We start from the raw sequence: 20553 nt of genomic DNA on the forward strand, positions 1-20553 counted from the left end.
CTATACCCCCTCCCTAGCTTCCTTATAATACTCTCTTCTTATCTTTTCTCTGCCTCTACTAATTCTAGTATTTATATTACTTACAGAAAGCTTTAATGCTTCACTAATGCTTTTACTCTTCTCTCCAAGTAAAAATTTCATTATAAATATAGTTTTATCTGGTTCCTCCATACTTTCTATAATACTTACTAACCTGCTATTTTCTATATCATCAAGATAATGATCTTCTGCACTTTTACCATCAGTAATGGCTTCATCCATAAGCTGGTTATTTTCTTTTTTACCATACTTTCTGAAGTAATCAATTGCTTTAAATTTTGTGATAGCCCCTATCCAACTTTTAAACTTAGAACTATCCCCAGTAAACTTATACCCATTAACCCAAATTGCCATAAATACATCTGACATACATTCCTCAATTAAACCTTTATCCTCTACAGAACATAAGGTTTTAGATATAATTCCTTTTATTAAGGGCCCATATATATCAATGATATAATCAAGAGCTTTAGGATTTTTTCTTTTTAATTCTGCAATAAAATTGTCTTTATCCACCCTCATTAAATCTCCTCCAAATTTCCTTCTTCACCCTATATATCGAAAGCAATATAGCTTTTCTTACAAAATTATAAAATTAAATATAAAAAGTGTCTTAAAATATACTATACTTTAGTTTTTACTAAAATATAATTCAATATTTTAAGACACTCTTAAATTAAACATTATTTAATTATTTATTTCTCTAATTATTTACTTATCTAATCTAATCTACAGAATCTGTTTCCTCTAGTGGTTTAAAGAAACTTTTATCCCTTTTACAAACAGGACATCTCCAGTCTTCTTTTAATTCTGCAAAAGGTACCTCTTCTTGGCTTTCATCATACAAGTAGCCACATACACTACATTTATAAATTTTCATATCAATTCCTCCTCAATATAAAATTATATTAATAAACTCCTTATGTTAGCTAAATTACCAACTCAGGATTATTAATCTCTTACCCTTTGATGTAGCTTTAGTCATCCTATTTAAATTGTAAATCTCCTGAAAGTCCCATGAATAAAACAACTATTTAACTAGTTATATATATTCCTAGTTGTAAAGTTTTATATTTTTATATTTAGATGGTTATATACTTACCTTTTCAAATTTCTATGGCTCTACCTGTATAAAAGTATTTCCTCCAGAGGACTCCAACTTATTAAGTGTACCATTATTATTAATTGACGTCATAGGGTAATATTTATATTTAAATCCATAGGTGTCTTGAACCTCAACTAACACATCAAGCATATCTCCATTTTTTAATTTATATTTTCCTTTAAGAGTTCCAGTATAATTACCAACTTCACTTGAAGGTTCATTACTTTTTTCTAATTTAATTTCATCTATAACTTCCTCATTTATTCTTATCTTACATGAAGCTTCTTCTACAGAATTTCCTTTTATAGAACTTGGATAAATGACACTTTCAATCCATCCATCAATTATAACTTCATCACCCTTTGTTTCATATTTTCCTCTAAAACCTTGAGGCATAATTTGAAGTTGATACTCCATTTGATCTATAAATTCATCTTCCCATGTTTCTTTTTTCACTTCTTCTCCATAGTCTAACGTAAATCCAAATTTAACAGTACTTCTTATGGGAACTGCTATCTTTGCACTATAGTTTAAAGCTTTATCTAATTTACCTTCAACACTCTTACTATCTCCATCGCTACAGTCATAGTTAAAATAAAACTTTAATCCTTCTTTATATACCTTAGGAGTTCCTTTAAGATTAATATTAACAGTTTTGTTTTCTGCATCTAGACCTTCTACTGAGTAACTAAAGTCACTTAAAATACTCCCTTGCTTTTTTAGGGTTTCTTCTACGGTGTTGCTAGTGCTACTTAAGGATGTCCTAATATCATTATACTGATTATAAATATCACTTCGTAAGCTATCTAGGTCTTGTCTAAGAGAATTAACCTTTAACAAACCCCACAGATTAAGCAATGTCAAAACTATAAATCCTATAATAACTCTTCTTTTTACTTTTTTATTTTTCTCTAATAACTTATTATCTTCCACTTCAATCCCCTTTCATAACTATATTCTTATCCATCTATCTTCTAATGCTTTATTAACCATATCTCCATCACATAAATATTCTCTTAATATATCTCTTATGTATCTATCATCATATTTATGATTAGAATTATTCTTTAAATCTTTATATCCAGAACCTCTATGAAGATAATCAGAGCTACTTACCCTATAAACTTTATCTTCCTTAAGCGGTTGTCCATTTATAATAACTTCTAACACTTCTCTTTCCCTATATTTAATCATTACATTTCTAGAAAAATGAAGTCTTCCTACATATTTCCCTCTAAAACCTGGTCCCCTACCATCAGCTAAAACTATGTCCCCATCTAAACTTTCCTTAATAGCTTCTAATATATATTTTCCTTCAATTTCAAAGTATGTAGGATTTAATGGAGATGGCTCTATTTGTAATAGCTTAAGATTAGTTACTGCACCTTTTTTTATTCCTCCATTTAATACTCCACTATTTATGAAAGCAAAATCACAATTATAAACTTTAGATAGTCCATCTGCTAATAAGTTAGTAATAGGATTTTCTTCTATTACATCATGCCATAAATTTTCTTTAACTTCATATAGTGGTATAGAAAGATTATTTAAAGCTATCTCTTTATTCTTCTTTAATACTTTAATTATACCTTTATCCATATCTAAGCCTTCTATATTTATATTTTCGCCTTTTACTAAACTTACTTTATTATCTTTTATAGATAGTTTTAATACTCCCAAGTGTTCTCCAAACTGTCCTGAGGTATGGATTATGGTATTCTTTATGATCTTAGGTTCATCCATAAGAATATGAAAATGTCCTCCTATTATTACATCTACCTCTGAAATTTTTGTTGCAATCTCTTCATCCTTATCCATACCTAAATGGGATAGAACTATACATATATCATATTTACCCTTATTATTATTTATCTCCTTATTTATTCCCTGAAGATAATCTAAAATATCTAATCCACAGCTTGTACTAAACTCATTTAAATTTGGAGAAGCACCTATAATTAATATTCTTAATCCAGCTTTATTAATTATTATACTTTTGTTTAGCCCTTCTATTTCCTCACCATTGAGTTTTCTTATATGACAACTCAAAAAAGGTATCCTTCCATCAGAGGTTAATCCTTCTAAAGTATGAATTCCATCAAAGGTCTCATTATTTCCAATGGAAATAGCATCATATTCAGCTTCCTGAAGTAAATCTATTGCAACCTTCCCCTTAGTTCCATTAACTTCTACTCTTTTAAAATCTGCTAGATCCCCTGCATCTAATACAATTGTATCATCATTTTTTAACTCATTAATTTTTGTAGTTATTCTTGCTAAATTTTCAAAATTGCTATGTATATCGTTAGTATGTAATATTTGTAATTCCATAATACATCTCCTTTGTATATGTTAATAAATCATTATAAAGTTTAAATAAAAATATTTTTAGCTAAGTCAACAAACATTATATATATCCATATATATAAATATTTTACAACATCTTATGGAATATTCATATGAAAATTTAGTTGAAATTGAAATTTATTTTCACAAATTTCACACATATAACATAACATACTATTAGGTAGAAATTAATTCAAGGAGAAAACAAATGAGCAATTATAATGATTACTCACATAGAAAAATGGAATACGCTTGTGCTTTTGTATTACCTCAAGCATATGAAAATTTATTTTTAGTTAAGGATGCTCTATCAAAGGGCACAATATTTAAGGATTTATATAAACCTTACAACGAGAAGAAAAACTCAAGATGGGAATAGAGGGGTGAGATATTATGTATGATCAAGAATTATTAAATAATATAAGAAAACTTCAATTTTATTGCATAGATTTAAATCTATATCTAGATAACTTCCCTGATAACGAGGAAGCTACTAAGGATCTACAAGCCGTATCTCATAAGCTCGGAATATTAGTACGTCAATATGAAGAAAAATATGGCCCACTTACTAATTTCGGCTCAGCCTCTGTTGAAAGTCCAATGTGTTGGACTTCATTACCATGGCCTTGGGAAAATTATTAACACAGGAGGATTATAATATGTGGTATTATACAAAAATGTTAGAATATCCAATAAATCTTAAATCTAAAGATCTTAGAATGGCAAAATTTCTAGTAGCTCAATATGGTGGCCCAGATGGAGAATTAAGTGCAGCACTTAGATATTTGAATCAACGTTACACTATGCCTACTGGAAAATCTAAAGCACTACTTACTGATATAGGTACTGAAGAGATGGCTCACGTTGAAATGATAGCTACTATGATTTATCAACTTATGAGCAATGCTACCCTAGAAGAGCTTGAAGAAGTAGGCCTTGGTGGTCACTATACTAATCATGGAAGAGCTTTATTCTACACAGACCCTGAAGGAGTACCTTGGACAGCAGCTTATATCCAAGCTAAAGATGATGTAGTTGCAGATCTTCATGAAGATTTAGCTGCAGAAGAAAAAGCAAGGGCAACCTATGAGTGGTTAATAAATCAAAGTGATGATTATCAAATTAAAGAAATTTTGAAATTCTTAAGGGAAAGAGAAGTTGTTCACTTCCAAAGATTTGGTGAGGCTCTAGATGACGTGCAAGACTGTTTTAAAAGAAAACCATTACTAGATCCATTGAATAGATAAATTAAAAATTTATATTCTAAGTGAATATACTTATATAAATAAGGGGCTTTGCAAAATAAACTAATTTTATATATTTTGCTAAGATCCCTTATTTTAATTTTACTAGATAACCTTGTTATAATTACCATAAAACTTTATATAATATATTATTTGTCAATATTTTTAAATTCCACTCTTAAAAGTCTGGTCTTACTTACGAATCCACTACTTTCTAAAGTTTTTTTAGAATTTGTATTATAGTACCAACATCCGCAAATTGGAATTTCTCCTTGCTTATAGCAAAGTTTCTTTAGCTCTGCTATAATAGTCCTTCCAATACCCTTTTGTCTATATTCTTCTCTAGTAAACATACCTATACTAGTATATCCTTTTAGTACTTCTCCTTTTTCTTGTATACCAAAACCTAACACGTTAGTACCCTCTTCAAAAATGTATAATTCTCCATCTTTAACCTGTTTGTATACGTCTTCAAAGAAGTCACCGCTGAATTCCTTTATCACATCAATATCTTTATCCTCTGCTTTTCTTAGCTTACCATTTTTATAATACCTTATTTTCTCTGGGTTACCTTTATGATCCTGGAAAAAATAAGCTTGATTTTTTACTTCTTTATTTTCTATATCACATATACAACTTAAATATAACTCGTCTCCTGTAAATACATAGGCTGATTTTGGTTTAAACTTTTTTAATATAGCATTAAAATACTTTTGAGCGTATTTTATATATTTACACTTGATATAAAACAGTGTTAATAATTCATCATCATATATAGCAAAATATCCTATATACTTTGAATTCATAACTATTCTATAAAACTTAGATTTAATTATATGGTCCTCTAAATATGAATCAAAGGGTGAAGACAGGGTTTTTATATAATCTTTTAAAAACTTACTTATATCATCACAATTAGTTAATTCGAAGCTTATACTTGTTTTCATATATTTCCTATAATCTCCAATAAATTAAACCCCTGTGCCCTTATTAAAATACCTTCTTTCATGCTACAACTTATCTGTCGCATAAATAATCTTTCTTTAATAATTTTACTCATTTTTATCTAGTAAGTACCTGTTAATGGTACCACTAAATTCCCCCCTTTTTTACTTTATTTACCCCAGTTATTTTCTTTACTTAGTAGCTTGTCTTTTTTATTGCAATAAAAGTTCCCCCCCTAGTAATTTTTGGGGCTTCTAATTTACTATTTAATTTTAAACTTAGTTACCCCTATTATTAGCAGTACACATTTCACAGTCTATAGCTAAAACTATAGCTAAGCATAATATTTCATCAACCTGATCAGATATATTTAGTACATAGCTATCTCCCCAAGTAAACCATTCCTTGCTCACCGTCATAACAGCATATTCACCTTGATATAATGTATAATCATGGGCCCAAAAATCACCTGTTAACCTTAAGTCAGTTCCATCTAGATAATAATTTTGATTAATAAAAGTAAATTTTTTTATCAAATCTCCAATTACCATGCCATTTATGATAATTTCAAACTTAGGCATAAAGGTAAAGAGTTTCTGCCTTATATAGCCCACTTCCCTATGACTTTTATCATAAATATGAAGTTTATGACCCATGGAAAACATTTCACCTTCAACGAAATATTTATCTTCCTCTTTTTCATCTTTAACTATAAATCTATCAGTAAATGAAAATACTTTTTGCTTAATATATAATTTCATAGCTTCCTCCGTCATATATACTCATTATTAATATTATCTCATAAATTTTAGAACATTAATACAAATTTATGTAATTATATATCCAATTATTTTAATATGTTATTACTAATAAAATTATTTAGATTATATTTATAGATAAATGTTCAATAATATTTAATAATTTCTATAATATTTTAAAAATAATTCGATTAATAAGAAAATATTTTATTTTAAATGTAAAAAGAATGTTTCCCATGATATAATAATATCGTAATTTAATATAGGAGGGAAATTTATGTCTGAAAAAAAGGATAAACAAATTCTTTGGTACACCTTAGCTTTTATGGCATTCTCAACAGTATGGGGTTTTGGTAATGTTATTAACGGCTTCTCTGAGTACAATGGACTTAAAGCAATTGTATCTTGGGTATTAATTTTTACTATTTATTTTGTACCTTATGCACTTATGGTAGGTGAATTAGGCTCTGCATTTAAAAACTCTGGTGGTGGAGTTAGTTCTTGGATTCATGAAACCATAGGACCAAGAATTGCATACTATGCTGGATGGACATACTGGGTAGTTCATATGCCTTATATTTCACAAAAACCATCTGGTTTTATGATTTCAGCTAGCTGGGCAATTTTCCAAGATAAACGAATCAGTAGTATGAATACAACTCTATTACAATTATCTTGCTTAGTAGTATTTTTAATTGCATTATATATTGCATCAAAGGGATTAAATCCATTAAAAAAGATAGCTACCTTTGCAGGAACATCTATGTTCGTAATGTCTATTCTATTTATCATCTTAATGTTAGCAGCTCCAGCAATTACAGATGCTAATCTAAATGCTATAGATTGGTCATTTAAAACTTTTATGCCTACATTTGATGTTAAATTCTTTACCAGCTTATCAATCTTAGTCTTTGCTGTTGGTGGATGTGAGAAAATATCACCTTATGTTAACCAAGTTAAAGACCCTGAAACTGGTTTTTCAAAAGGTATGATTGCATTAGCAATTATGGTTGCAGTATGTGCAATTTTAGGAACTATATCATTAGGTATGATGTTTGATTCAAATAATGTTCCTAAAGACTTAATGACTAATGGTGCATATTATGCTTTCCAGAAGTTAGGCCAATACTATCACATAGGAAATACTTTCGTAATTATTTATGCTATTACAAATCTAATTGGACAATTTGCAGTACTTATAATATCAATCGATGCACCTTTACGTATGTTACTTAATAGTGCTGACAGAGAATTCATACCTGAAAAAATGTTTGTACAAAACAAATATGGTGCTTATACAAACGGACATAAACTTATATTAGTTATTGTTTCAATTTTAATAATTCTACCTGCTTTTGGTATAGGAAGTGTAGATGAATTAGTAAAATGGTTAGTAAAACTAAATGCTATATGTATGCCTCTACGTTATTTATGGGTATTTGTTGCATATATAGCTTTAAAGAAGGCAGGAGAAAAATTCAATCCTGAATACAAATTTGTGAAAAATAAAACACTAGGTATTATTATCGGAGCATGGTGTTTTGCATTTACCGCTTTCGCATGTATTGGTGGTATATACTCTACAGATCCATTCCAATTAGTACTTAATATTGTTACGCCATTCTTCTTAATAGGTTTAGGATTAATTCTTCCATATATTGCGAAGAAAACTAATCATTAATTTTATGGTTAAATAGTACAAGCATATAAAAATAGGACTGAATAAAGATATTTTATCTTCATTCAGTCCTTTATTTTTATCTCTATTTTATGCCTTTAGCTTTTAATTTTTCAAGCATATCTGCTGTCATCTTAGCTAAGTCATATTCAGCTTTAAAGCCCCACTCTTCTTTAGCAGCAGATGGGTCTATTGAATCTGGCCAAGTGTTTGCAATTCCTTGTCTTACTGGGTCTACATCATAAGACATTTCAAATTCTGGAATATGCTTTCTAATTTCTGCAGCTATTTGCTCTGGTTCAAAGCTCATTGCAGTTATATTAAATGCATTTCTGTGCTTTAATTTACTTGGATCAGCTTCCATTAAAGTGATTATTGCATTTATAGCATCTGGCATATACATCATATCCATGTAAGTTCCTTTACCTATGAAAGAAGTATACTTACCAGCTTTTAATGCTTCATAATAAATATCAACTGCATAATCTGTAGTTCCACCGCCTGGTAATGCTACATAAGAAATAAGCCCTGGGAATCTTACACCTCTTGTATCTACACCATACTTAGAGTGGTAGTAATCACATAATAACTCTCCAGAAACCTTAGTTACACCATACATAGTGTTTGGTCTTTGAATAGTATCTTGTGGAGTATTTACCTTAGGTGTAGATGGTCCAAATGCACCTATTGAACTTGGAGTAAAGAATTTACAATTTAATTCTCTAGCAACTTCTAAAGCGTTTACAAGACCACCCATGTTAATAGTCCATGCAAGTTGTGGTTTTGCTTCTGCAACTGCTGATAAAAGTGCTGCAAGGTGAATAATAGTATCTACTTCATGTTTTTTAGCTATTGATAAGAATTCGTCATAGTTTGTTACGTCTAAAGTTTCAAAAATTCCACCTTCAACGATTGGATTTCCTTCTGGTTTTCTTACATCCGTAGCTACTACATTATCTACTCCGTAAACTTCTCTTAATTTCGTTACTAATTCCGTACCAATTTGACCTAAGCATCCGCTAACTAATATTCTTTTCATATTGATTCTCCCTATCTAATGTTATTTAAATTTTATTTAAATGTTTTTTAGTTAAAATCTATAACCTTTAGAGGAGGGTATTCCTCCTCTACTTTTAATACAAATATTATTTTATTAAGCCCATTTCTCTTCCAACTTTTGCATATTTAGCAATAGCTTCATCTAACATTTCTTTTGTGTGAGCAGCTGATGGCATGTTTCTTACTCTAGCTGTTCCAAGTGGTACTGTTGGGAATACTATTGATTTAGCATATACACCCTCTTCATATAATCTTCTACTGAATTCTTGAGCCTCAGCAGCCTCTCCAATTATGCATGGAGTTATAGGTGTTTCACTATGTCCAATATCAAATCCTAATTCTTTTAAGCCCTTTTTAAGGTAATTTCCATTTTCCCATAATCTATCATGAAGTTCCGTACTTTCAGTTAATATATTTACAGCCTCTATACAAGCTCCTGCTGCTGCTGGAGTTAATGATGTAGAGAATAGGAATGGTCTACCTCTAACTTTTAACCAGTCGATAAGGTCTTTAGATCCTGCTACATATCCTCCAACTACACCGATAGCTTTAGAAAGTGTTCCTATTTGGAAATCTATTTTGTCTGATAATCCAAAGTGGTGAACTGTTCCAGCACCTTTTCCTAGTACCCCAGAACCGTGAGCATCATCAACGTAAGTGATTAAATCAAACTCTTCTGCAATCTCAACAATTTCAGGAAGTTTTGCAACATCTCCATCCATTGAGAATACACCATCAGTGATTACCATTATTTTTTCATATAATCCTGATTCTTTTGCTTCTTTAGCCTTTGCTCTTAAATCATCCATATCAGAGTGTTCAACTCTTATGATTTTAGCTCCTGATAATCTACATCCATCTATAATTGAAGCATGATTTAATGCATCTGAAAGTATTGCATCTTTTTTGTTCATTACAGCAGATATTGCTGCCATATTACAGTTAAATCCTGATTGGAAAGCTATTGCAGCTTCAGTGTGCTTAAATGCTGCTAACTTCTTCTCTAATTCTATATGTATGTCTAATGTTCCATTTATTGTTCTAACAGCACCAGCACCTACACCGTACTTTTCTGTAGCTTTGATTGAAGCATCAATCATTCTCTTGTTAGTGGCAAGTCCTAGATAGTTGTTTGAAGATAGATTTATTAGCTTCTTTCCTTCTATTTCTATCACAGGTCCATTTTGTCCTGTAATAACATTAATTTCATTATAAAGCCCTTTACTTTTAAGGTCCTCTAAATTAGTTTTAAGGAAATTGTTTAAAGATTTGCTTCCCATTTGATTACCTCCATTTAAATTATATTAAATAAAATTTACTATACATGCTAATATATTAATAACACATATAAGTATATTTATACTCCATAATAATATTTTTTAACACTTACCTTTATAAATCAGCTACTTATACTTTCCCTTTACATAATTAGAATATCATCTACTATAAGTTTTTCAATGAATCCTTATTTATATACACCTCTATATTTTTCTGGTAAAAGAGCAGCTATAGATTTCATAACTTCCAACATAGCTCTTTCATTATATTCATTCTTATCTTCTTCTTTAAGTTTTTCAGGTAAATATATAGGTTCTCCAAACCTTACAGTAACTTGAGCTGTTTGGAAGTTTTCTTCTCCCATATCACCATCATTTATAGGTAAAAATTCTTCTGTGCCTGCTAAACCAATTGGAATTATCTTAGCCTTAGATAACTTAGCCATTAGAAGAAATCCCTTCTTACCTTCTATCATTGAACCACTTCTACTTCTTGTTCCCTCTGGAAATATCATAATATTTTCTCCAGCTCTAAGTTTCTTTACAATTTTACTAATGGCATCCTTATCTGCAGAATTAGGTTTAATTGCTATGGTCTTTATAAACTTAAATCCATTCTTAGTAAAATCGTTATTGGAAAGCTTTACTCCCGCAATGAATGTGGGGTCAAAGTCTTTTAATAGTTCGTTAAGTATTAGCCCATCAGCATTACTTAAGTGGTTACATATAAATATTATTGGGCCCTTTATACCTTTAATTTTTTCGTAGCCTTCAACTTTCATATTAGCATACTTTTTTATTGATGTCTTTACATAACTTCTTGCTAGTTTTCCAGAAAGACTCTCCGGTAATTTATTTAAAATTTTTGTTAATATATCTCTTTTCATAGAAATCTCCTTTATACCTAAGACTTACCTCCATACTACTTCTTGAATAATCTGTTATAATACTCCTTTATGTATGGTGAGTTAATACTCTCTTCTATATTATCTCTATCTTCATTATACCTCAAATAATAATTGATAAGCCCATTTCTTATTAATAAATTCTTTCCACGCCATCCACAAGAATGCATGATATACTTTTCTTTAAAGTTTTTATTATCAAGATTTATAAGCTCTAATAAATCAACCTTTTCCATATACTCCTTAGGTAGAAATTCTTTAATAGGTGAAACTTCCACATTTAAATTATGTGGACATACTTTTTGACAATTGTCACACCCAAAAATCTTGCCTTTAACCATATTTAATTCTTCATTATTTAAGTGCTTTTTTTGAGTTAAATAAGAAACACATTGTGAAGAATTAAACTTTTTAACATCTTCTATTATAACATTTGTTGGGCATTTTTCCACACATAAATTGCACCCTTTACAGCCATATTTTTTTGATTTATCCCCTTGTAGCTTAAGATTTGTTATTATTTCTCCTAAAAATACATAGGAGCCATACTTTTCCGTAATAAGAGTATTATTCTTCCCTATAAATCCAACTCCACTTATAGCTGCGATATATCTCTCTGGTAATGGGTTACTATCTACAAACCATTTAGCCTCTCCTCCTAAGGATTCTATATAATCACATATTTCCTTTAAATATTTTTCTACTACCCTGTGATAATCTAGTCCCCTTGTATATAGAGAAAATTTATCTCCTTCTCCTTTATCATGATGATAATAAGGAAAAGCTATTGATATAATAGTTTCTCCATTTTCCATTAAAAGCTTTGGATTAATCTTTTTTTCTATCTCTTCCTCTTCAAACTCATTAAAAAGATTATTTTCTTTTCTATCTATGAAAAATTCCTCTAGTTCATTAAATCTTCTACACTCTGTAAACCCAATAGTATCTAAAGAAAGTTTCTTTGCATAGTTTATTATTTTCTGTTTTTTATCTATATATTCTTCCATTGATTTATATATTTCCTACTTTCTCTTTTACATATATCCTATTCATACATTAGTTTCACCTTTCGATGATGTAGAGGTTACTTTTTTCTCTTTTACATATATCCTATCCATATCCTGAGCTCATTATTAGTTTACCCTTGCTCTATTGTACTCCACACAAATACTCTGCTACGTACTTAGCTGCTAATTTTCCTTGATTCATAACCTTCTCCACATTAGTATACCCATCAACCACTGCACCACAAGCAAATATTCCTTTCATTGAGGTCTCCATTTTATCCGAAATAAATATACCACCCTTTTCTTTCTCTATATCTATTCCCATTTTTTCTGCTATTGCAGTATCTGGTTTTAAGTTCATACATAGCACTAAAGTATCACAATCCACATATTTACTAGTTCCTTCAATAACATTATATTCTTCATCTAGATGTACGATATCTACACCAGTAACTCTATGGGTACCATATATCTTTACTACTCTATGGTTAAAGAGTACAGGAATATTAAAGTCTTCAACATATTCCTTAGCTTTATTACTTACAGCTCTAATAGCTCCACTGGTTTCTATCATACTTATTACATTGGCTCCCTCTAAAACTAAAGTTCTCGCTGCAAGTATTCCTATATCATCTGAGCCTAATACAATGCATCTTTTTCCTGGTAATACACCTTTTCTATTAATATACTTTAGCGTTGAGCAAGCTGTGGTAATTCCGGCCAACCCATAACCCAATATGTTTTTATAACCAAAGGGTCTCTCCCTTGAGCCCATGGCAAGAATGATAGACTTAGCTTTTATAGTCTTTATTCCTTCCTTACTATTTACCATAACAACTTCTTTATTGTTTTTTATTTCCAAAACTGTAGTATCACACTTAATAATTATGCCTAAATTTAAGGCATCCTTTACTAATCCTGATATTAATTCAGGGGCAGCTAAATTTTCTTTTATACTCTTATAATAAAAACCTGCCTGAACACATGAAAGCATAGCTCCACCAGGTTCTATATCCCTATCTATTACAATAACCCTATTTACCCCTCTAGATTTGGCCTCTACCGCAGCCATAACTCCACTTACTCCTGCACCTATAACTATTAGGTCAAAAGCTTCCATGAAATCCCCTCCTATTCCCAAAGCGCTATAAAATCTACCTAGATTATTATACTATTATTCTTAGTATTTATCATTATTTTCTAAGTTTCTTCCATCTATTCAACCAAAATACCATAATAAAACTAAATACAATTACAATTGCTACCAGCACATTTCCCTGAGTTCTATTTCCACTTTCCATAGCAAAATATATTGCTATGGGTATAGTTTGAGTTTTTCCTGGTATATTACCGGCAACCATAAGGCTAGCTCCAAATTCACCTAAAGCTCTAGTGAATGCTAAAATAACTCCACTGATAATACTGTCAAAAGCCATAGGTAATACTATATGAAAAAATATATAGCTATCACTGGCACCAAATATTCTAGCTGCCTCTATACATGTAATATCTACGTTTAAAAAACCAGCCTTAGCACTTTCATACATTAATGGCAATGCCACAATTGCAGCTCCAATGGCAGCACCTTGCCACGTAAATACTAAAGTACCTCCAAATACAGCTTCAGTAAGCTTTCCTAAAGGACCATTTTTACCCATGACTATTAACATTCCATACCCTACTACTGTAGGCGGAAGACACATAGGCAATAGTATTATTGTTTCTAATACTGACTTCCCCTTAAAACTATATCTACAAAATATCCATGCTAATGCTATACCAAAAATAATAACTATCCCTGTGGCAACAAAAGCTACTTTAAGCGAAATTATCACTGGTGTTAATATGGACTCCATCATATATTTATCATCCTCATCTTATATTGTTTAGAATATATACTATAGGAATTCTATTTTGTATAACATGTATAATTTATAAGCTTCATCAGGCAATTGTTTCCTATGAAGCTTATAAATTATCCTTATTTAATGATTAATTAACCTTAAAACCATATCTTTCCAGTATTTTCTTACTTTCACTAGTAGCTAAGAAATCAAAAAAACTTTTAGCCTCATCTTTAACTTCAGAAGTTTTTATTACCCCTCCTGGGTATATGATCTTTTTATGACTTGATGTATCAAAAGTAGTGACCACAACAGAATTTTTTATATTAACTGTATCAGATTTATAAACAATACCACAAGCTGCTTCACCACTTTCTACATAACTAACAACTTGTTTAACATCCTTGGCAAAAACAATGTTATTCTCTATGACATCCCACTTATTATAGTGAATTAAAGCTTCCTCAGCATATTGTCCTGCGGGTACAGAGCCTATTTCGCCTAAAGCTATATGTCCATCTATGTTATCTAAATCATCTAGCTCTTTTATTTTATCTTTATACTCATTATTAACAATTAAAACAAGTTCATTTTCTACTATGTCTTTCTTACTTCCACTTTCTATAAGTTTCTTATCCTCTAGAGCTTTAAATTGCTTTTCTCCTGCAGACATAAATATATCTACCGGTGCCCCTTCCTCAATTTGTTTTTGAAGTGCTCCTGATGCCCCAAAGTTAAAAGTTAAAGTTATATTATGTTTTTCTTCATAGACCTTTTTAATTTCCTCCATGGATTCTTTAAGACTTGCCGCTGCTGAGATTATTATTTCTTTTTTTTCTCCCCTATTATTAGTTTCTTCCTTATTAGCTTGTCCATTTGAACATCCAACAATGGTCATAGCTAAAATTGTAATTACTATTATACTTCTTAACTTTTTCAAACCACTCCCACCTTTTTCCATAATTATGTATTAATTATACATCTTATTGTGTAGCTTTAAAATACATTTTAACCATTTTATTACTATTGTTAAAAGTTCTTTTATACTCATATAGAATAGTCTGATTTTTTAAGATTGAGTTTAAAGTCATATATTATACATAAAAAGAACATTCATAAACCGTTTTCTCAGCCTTGAATGTTCTTTTCTTATTTAAAACTTATATATTTTATACTATTAATTTAATTTGAATCTAATCTGAATTGTAAAGACTTCATCCTCTAAACTAGCAGAAACCTCATGTCCCATACTTTCTGTAAGTTTCTTTACAATAGTTAATCCAAGACCTGTATTTTGTCCTGTCCTCATTCTGTCTGCAGTAAAAAATCTATCAAAAACATGTTCTAAATCTTCCTGTGTAAAGTTTTCTACCCTATTACTAAAAGTAGAAATAATTACTCCATCTACTTGCCTTTGGCATATAGACATAGTTTTATTACCATGCTTTAAAGCGTTTTGAAATATGTTGGTAAAAATTCTAATTACAGCATTTTCATCAGCAATTATAGCTGGTAATTTTTCTTGTAGATCAACTTCTACTTCAAAGTCTTTATCAACAAAATCATTATAAAAAGCTGCTACAATTTCACGCAATAAACTTTCAACATTAACCTTTTTAAATTCTAGGTCATATTCATTAGCTTCTAATCTAGATAAATCATAAAAGCTAGTAATAAGATTTTGCAACACCTTAGAGCGTTTTTCTATAATATCTAAGTACTCCTGTTTTTCTTCTTCACTAGTAGACTCATCCCTAATTAGCTGTACATAGCCTAGAATAGATGTAAGAGGAGTTCTTAAATCATGAGATATATTAGCAATTTGCTTTCTTAATTCACTTTCACTCTTTTCATGGGCAATTCTATCATTTTGACTTTTTTCTAATATAAAATTAATTTCACCTATCATCTCTTCAATATTTTTATTAGGGGCTGCTAATTTTAATTGTTCATTGGTTTTTATATTCTTAAGCTTCTTCAATTCCTTATTTATATTGTTTATATTATAGCGATTTAGTAAAAAGAGCACTATAAATAATGCTGCTATACCACCAAATAAAATAGTTATATATATCATTTAATGCTCCTCCCAAGACTTACGCCCTAAATATATTTCTTCAAATAACGAAACCCTCTTAACCCCCATAAACAGAACAAATAGTTAACTATTTTATCTCTCTTCTTCTAAAGGAAATAATTCCTATAACAGTTATTAAAGTGATGTATACTATACCTAGCACATAAAATTTTGTAATATCATCAGAAAGAATCCTGTCTTGACCTACTATGAGTTTAATGTTGTAAGAAACTAAATATGATTGTATTTTTGCAAATATAGGTTTATAGTAACCTAGAAGCTTAATTATTCCTGGAAATATAGCTACTACCCCTAGATAAGCAAAGGCAAATATATTATTATTCTTAATATTAAAAGCAAGTAAATTTGCAATAGCAATTCCTGTTAACCAAAGTGGGAATACAGCAATGAGTTTGTTACCAAAATTACCAAGTGTTTCTGCCATAGATGCTCCACCTAAACCAAGACATATATAAGAACTTAATATTAACACAGTAGCAACTATAATTAAAGATACTGTGGCTACAATCACTTCTACAACAAATTTTCCTAAATATATTTTTGTTCTATTAATCCCAAAGGATACTGTATTTTTTAAAGTTTGATGCTTATGCTCATCTGAAAATACAATATCTACAATCATAATTACAGAATAATAAATTAGTGTAAAAAGACCTGTTGAAATCATTAGCATATCTGGCATTGTTATTCTGTTAACTGCTGCTTGGTCTTTCATAAACCATAATGCTAATACATTAACTAGAATACATATCAATGAAGAAGTTCCAACTAAAACATAAGGATATTTACGATGAGTAGTTCTATATAATTCACTTTTTATATAATTAAGCATTGATAACACCTCCAACTAATGAAACAAAGTATTCTTCTAAATTGGTTCCCTTTATATTCATAGAATTTAACTCTACCCCATTTTTAACAATTGTACTGCTTACCTTAGAAGGTGTATCTTTAAATTTATAAATTCGAATTATGTTATTAGGTAATACCTCATATTCATGACAATTTAGTTTATCCTCTAACAGTACTGCTGCCTTCTCAGCATTATCTACTGATATCTCTAAACATTCCTTACACTTCTCCTTAAGTTCTTCTGCAGAAATCTGTTCTACCATCTTCCCTCTCTCAATAAAGCCATACTCCGTTGCTATACTAGCTAATTCACTTAGTATATGACTAGAAATTATTATGGTAATATTCTTCTCTTCATTTAGTTTTAAAAGAAGATTACGAATTTCAACAATCCCCATTGGATCAAGTCCATTTATTGGTTCATCTAAAACTAAAAAGTCCGGATTATTCATCATTGCAAGAGCTAACCCTAATCTCTGTTTCATACCTAAAGAAAAACTCTTAAATTTTTTCTTTTTAGTATCTTCAAGTCCTACATCTTTAAGTAATTGTTTTATGCATTCTGAACCAGCTATTCCTCTTTGAACTCTATAATACTCAAGATTTTCCTCCGCCGTTAAATATGGAAAAAAACTTGGAGTTTCAATCATTGCTCCTATTCTTTTTCTTGAAATCTCTAAACCTTTTTCCGTAGTTTCTGAGAATAATTGTATCTCACCACTAGTTATCATAGTTTGGCCTGCAATCATCCTTAATAAAGTAGTTTTACCAGCACCATTTTTTCCTACCAATCCATATATTGAGCCTTTTTTTATATTTATATTAGTATCCTTTACTGCCTCAAATTTTCCGTAGGATTTACTTAAATTTCTCGTAATCAATATACTTTCTTCCATAAATCTCACCCTTCCCTTTTCTCATTGTCTTTATTATAAAATTCAAAACTCAATAAACACTTAAGAAAAGTTAAAGAAATCATAAAGTTTATTCAGCCATAGTAAACCCTATACCCCAAATAGTTTTTATATACTCTGTATCCTTATCTAATTTTGATATCTTAGATCTAATATTGCTAATATGAACATTTACAGTATTATCTTCTCCATAGAACTCTTCATTCCATATATTCTTATACAAGTTTTCTCTAGTAAATACTTTTTTAGGATGAGTTAGTAAAAGCTCTAGTATAGAAAACTCTCTTACCGTTAGTGTAAGGTCATTTCCATTCACTGTGACCTTCATAGCTTCCTTATCCAGCTGTAAATTCTTATAAGCTAAGACCTGCCCCTTATCCTCTGAACTACTAAATCTTTTATATCTTCTTAGTTGGGCTTCTACTCTTGCAGTAACTTCACTTATCTCAAAGGGTTTAGTAATATAGTCATCTGCCCCTAATTTCAGCAGCTTTACCTTATCTGAAATCTCAGTTTTTGCAGAGATAATAATAATTGGCATAGTTTTTGATTTTCTGATTTCTCCTATCAACTCTTCTCCAGTTAATCCTGGTAACATTAAATCTAAAAGAATCAAATCATAATTATACATGTTAATGCACATTCTAGCTTCACTACCTGAATATGCACTGCTCACTTCATAATCTTGCTTTTTAAGAATTTTGCATAGTAATCCATTTATATCTACATCATCTTCTACTACTAAAATAGATATTCTTTCTTCCATATATAACACCCCTCTTTATTAGTATCGTAATGGAACTTACATATATATTCTCTATATACTTTATATCACATAATTAACTATAGATAAACAGAGTAAAAAAGAACCTATCCTGTTTCAGATAGATTCTTTCTATTTATTCACATTCATATACAAGAATGCTTTCGTTACCCTGAATTTTAAATATCTTTTCAATATCTTCAGTTATCATATTGTTTATATCTCTGTCTGTAATAAATTTAACCCCAATTCCACAGTTAGAGCTAAGTCTTCTTGGAACTGGCATAGTTTCATTAGTAATTTCAATACTATCTAAATATCTGTGATATTTTATAGCACCTGAATGGGTGAAAAAAACTCCAATATACTGCATTCTATTTAACTGCCTTTATTAGAAAATCTTCTTCTACTTCTGTAACTACAGCATTTAAACCTGCATTTTTAATAAACCTTGAAACATTTTCCTTAGCCACATTATTATCAACTAATATTTCAAATCCATCTTTGTTTGCACTTAATGCTTTTTTAGCCATTAAAACTGGTTGAGGACAACTCATTCCCCTTGCATCTACCTTAACCAATAGAAACACCACCTTTGCTATCAGCTTTACTCTTACTTATGTTAAATGATTTATTCATACAGAAATAAGAAATCCCTAATAATATTGCTATTCCTATAAATATTGCAATCTTTCCATTGCCAGTAGGACCTTCTCCTGAAGATGCTAATTTGAAGTTATGAGCAAAAGCTGCTCCAACAATCATTCCCATTACTGTGATTGCAGAATCTGCATTTCCTTCCCCAGCAAGTATTAATTGTCTTAATGGGCATCCTCCTAAAAGTACTGAACCCCAACCTGCAACTAACATACCCATAAAGTTCCATAGTGCATCATTATGAGCTATAGGTTGTTCAACAAAGCCTAGTTTGAAATCTCCTAGAACTAAGTTTCCTATTAATGTTACTACAAATATTGATACAAATCCCCACATTAAATAACTATCTTTAAACATGATTAAATCCCTAATTCCACCTACCATGCAAAGTCTTGTTCTTTGTGCTACAATTCCTATAATAAGTCCTGCTGCTAAAGCGAACCATATAGGTGCATGCATAGAACCTGGACCCTTTGCACTAAAGAATATAAATGCTGGAGCAGATATTAATAATATTAATAGCATTATTGCTATCACTGGCATTGCATACCCTTCAGCTGTAGTTAAATTATAATTTCTCTTTAAAGTAAAGCCTCTGTTTAAAAATTGAATTCCAACAAATATCCCTGCTGCAAATCCAAGTAAGCCCACTATAGCATTTAAGTCTCCACCAGCAATTCTAAGTACCATTCTAAGTGGACATCCTAAGAATACTAGAGCACCAATCATAACTATAGCACCAAGAATAAATCTTAAGAATGGTGAAGAACCACCCTTTACTTTGAATTCCTTTGTAAATAGTGCAATTATAAATGCCCCCAAAACTATACCAATTACTTCTGGTCTTATATACTGTACAACTTCAGCTCTATGTAGTCCTACAGCACCTGCTATGTCTCTTAAGAAACATGCTATACAAGCACCCATGTTTTTAGGATTCCCTAAATACACCAAAGCTACAGATAATAGACCAATGATTCCACCAGCAAAAATTATACCTCTTTTTTCTTTCACCGTTTATCCCCCCATATATTTGATAAATATAATAAATTTTGATAATAC

At 30.3% G+C, this 20553-nt stretch carries 24 protein-coding genes; 4 read left to right on the plus strand and 20 right to left on the minus strand.

Annotated elements, in window-relative coordinates; genetic code table 11:
• From B3J31_RS13095 to B3J31_RS13110, 4 genes are all read right to left on the minus strand, one after another.
• Positions 1-561: a sigma-70 family RNA polymerase sigma factor gene (locus B3J31_RS13095; protein WP_346874088.1), complete on the minus strand. Its 561-nt coding sequence runs from the start codon at positions 559-561 to the stop codon at positions 1-3.
• Positions 562-763: 202 nt separating this feature from the next.
• Positions 764-919 carry a rubredoxin gene (locus tag B3J31_RS13100; RefSeq protein WP_035129613.1) on the minus strand — a complete coding sequence of 52 codons (156 nt, stop codon included), beginning with the start codon at positions 917-919 and terminating at the stop codon, positions 764-766.
• A 234-nt stretch (positions 920-1153) separates the two neighbouring features.
• Positions 1154-2077: a hypothetical protein gene (locus B3J31_RS13105; RefSeq protein ID WP_346874089.1), complete on the minus strand. Its 924-nt coding sequence runs from the start codon at positions 2075-2077 to the stop codon at positions 1154-1156.
• An 18-nt stretch (positions 2078-2095) separates the two neighbouring features.
• Positions 2096-3475, minus strand: coding sequence for a bifunctional metallophosphatase/5'-nucleotidase (locus tag B3J31_RS13110; protein WP_346874090.1), 1380 nt, complete (start codon positions 3473-3475; stop codon positions 2096-2098).
• A gap of 223 nt (positions 3476-3698) precedes the next feature.
• Here B3J31_RS13110 and B3J31_RS13115 point away from each other — a divergent pair, with 223 nt between their 5' ends.
• From B3J31_RS13115 to B3J31_RS13125, 3 genes are read left to right on the plus strand one after another with little or no spacing between them, the layout of a single operon-like run.
• Positions 3699-3869, plus strand: coding sequence for a spore coat associated protein CotJA (locus B3J31_RS13115; RefSeq protein ID WP_084178034.1), 171 nt, complete (start codon positions 3699-3701; stop codon positions 3867-3869).
• 14 nt (positions 3870-3883) lie between these two features.
• Complete coding sequence (locus B3J31_RS13120; protein ID WP_035129619.1) at positions 3884-4132, plus strand: spore coat protein CotJB; 249 nt, start codon at positions 3884-3886, stop codon at positions 4130-4132.
• Between the two features lie 17 nt (positions 4133-4149).
• The gene (locus B3J31_RS13125; RefSeq protein WP_035129621.1) at positions 4150-4737 is read left to right on the plus strand and encodes a manganese catalase family protein; all 588 of its coding nucleotides are present in this window, start codon (positions 4150-4152) and stop codon (positions 4735-4737) included.
• A gap of 146 nt (positions 4738-4883) precedes the next feature.
• Here B3J31_RS13125 and B3J31_RS13130 read toward each other — a convergent pair whose 3' ends face one another.
• Positions 4884-5681, minus strand: coding sequence for a GNAT family N-acetyltransferase (locus B3J31_RS13130; RefSeq protein WP_346874091.1), 798 nt, complete (start codon positions 5679-5681; stop codon positions 4884-4886).
• A 276-nt stretch (positions 5682-5957) separates the two neighbouring features.
• A complete protein-coding gene (locus tag B3J31_RS13135; protein WP_346868229.1) occupies positions 5958-6455 on the minus strand; it encodes an LURP-one-related/scramblase family protein in 498 nt (165 codons plus the stop codon).
• Positions 6456-6714: 259 nt separating this feature from the next.
• Here B3J31_RS13135 and B3J31_RS13140 point away from each other — a divergent pair, with 259 nt between their 5' ends.
• A complete protein-coding gene (locus B3J31_RS13140; protein ID WP_150844118.1) occupies positions 6715-8118 on the plus strand; it encodes an amino acid permease in 1404 nt (467 codons plus the stop codon).
• An 82-nt stretch (positions 8119-8200) separates the two neighbouring features.
• On the opposite strand, the gene B3J31_RS13145 is transcribed toward B3J31_RS13140, so the two are convergent.
• The 14 genes from B3J31_RS13145 to yedE all read right to left on the minus strand — a co-directional run bounded on the left by B3J31_RS13145 (position 8201) and on the right by yedE (position 20505).
• On the minus strand, positions 8201-9154 hold the full coding sequence (locus B3J31_RS13145) for an L-threonine 3-dehydrogenase (RefSeq protein WP_035129640.1): 954 nt from the start codon (positions 9152-9154) through the stop codon (positions 8201-8203).
• Between the two features lie 106 nt (positions 9155-9260).
• On the minus strand, positions 9261-10454 hold the full coding sequence (locus B3J31_RS13150) for a glycine C-acetyltransferase (protein WP_346868230.1): 1194 nt from the start codon (positions 10452-10454) through the stop codon (positions 9261-9263).
• 185 nt (positions 10455-10639) lie between these two features.
• Complete coding sequence (locus tag B3J31_RS13155; protein ID WP_035129646.1) at positions 10640-11338, minus strand: lysophospholipid acyltransferase family protein; 699 nt, start codon at positions 11336-11338, stop codon at positions 10640-10642.
• A gap of 35 nt (positions 11339-11373) precedes the next feature.
• The gene (queG, locus tag B3J31_RS13160; protein ID WP_346868231.1) at positions 11374-12363 is read right to left on the minus strand and encodes a tRNA epoxyqueuosine(34) reductase QueG; all 990 of its coding nucleotides are present in this window, start codon (positions 12361-12363) and stop codon (positions 11374-11376) included.
• A gap of 142 nt (positions 12364-12505) precedes the next feature.
• Positions 12506-13483, minus strand: a complete 978-nt coding sequence (locus B3J31_RS13165) for an NAD(P)/FAD-dependent oxidoreductase (protein WP_346874092.1) — start codon at positions 13481-13483, stop codon at positions 12506-12508.
• 73 nt (positions 13484-13556) lie between these two features.
• Positions 13557-14222 (minus strand): molybdate ABC transporter permease subunit, encoded by a 666-nt coding sequence (gene modB / locus B3J31_RS13170; protein WP_346874093.1) that lies wholly within the window; start codon positions 14220-14222, stop codon positions 13557-13559.
• A gap of 133 nt (positions 14223-14355) precedes the next feature.
• Positions 14356-15147, minus strand: coding sequence for a molybdate ABC transporter substrate-binding protein (gene modA, locus B3J31_RS13175; protein ID WP_346874094.1), 792 nt, complete (start codon positions 15145-15147; stop codon positions 14356-14358).
• A 237-nt stretch (positions 15148-15384) separates the two neighbouring features.
• Positions 15385-16284, minus strand: coding sequence for a HAMP domain-containing sensor histidine kinase (locus tag B3J31_RS13180; RefSeq protein WP_346868235.1), 900 nt, complete (start codon positions 16282-16284; stop codon positions 15385-15387).
• A gap of 88 nt (positions 16285-16372) precedes the next feature.
• A complete protein-coding gene (locus tag B3J31_RS13185) occupies positions 16373-17137 on the minus strand; it encodes an ABC transporter permease (RefSeq protein ID WP_346874095.1) in 765 nt (254 codons plus the stop codon).
• Entirely contained in the window at positions 17130-18053 is a 924-nt protein-coding gene (locus tag B3J31_RS13190; protein ID WP_346874096.1) for an ABC transporter ATP-binding protein, read from the minus strand. The genes B3J31_RS13185 and B3J31_RS13190 overlap by 8 nt, the downstream gene beginning before the upstream one ends.
• 88 nt (positions 18054-18141) lie before the next feature.
• The gene (locus B3J31_RS13195; protein WP_150844109.1) at positions 18142-18837 is read right to left on the minus strand and encodes a response regulator; all 696 of its coding nucleotides are present in this window, start codon (positions 18835-18837) and stop codon (positions 18142-18144) included.
• Between the two features lie 133 nt (positions 18838-18970).
• Positions 18971-19207 (minus strand): putative Se/S carrier-like protein, encoded by a 237-nt coding sequence (locus tag B3J31_RS13200; RefSeq protein WP_150844108.1) that lies wholly within the window; start codon positions 19205-19207, stop codon positions 18971-18973.
• Between the two features lies 1 nt (position 19208).
• The gene (locus B3J31_RS13205) at positions 19209-19424 is read right to left on the minus strand and encodes a sulfurtransferase TusA family protein (protein WP_341349071.1); all 216 of its coding nucleotides are present in this window, start codon (positions 19422-19424) and stop codon (positions 19209-19211) included.
• Positions 19408-20505, minus strand: a complete 1098-nt coding sequence (gene yedE / locus B3J31_RS13210) for a YedE family putative selenium transporter (RefSeq protein WP_150844107.1) — start codon at positions 20503-20505, stop codon at positions 19408-19410. The genes B3J31_RS13205 and yedE overlap by 17 nt, the downstream gene beginning before the upstream one ends.
• Positions 20506-20553: the final 48 nt, after the last annotated feature.

The organism is Clostridium sp. UBA5988 (genome assembly GCF_002435615.1).
In the GTDB taxonomy this organism is placed as follows: domain Bacteria; phylum Bacillota; class Clostridia; order Clostridiales; family Clostridiaceae; genus Clostridium_J; species Clostridium_J sulfidigenes.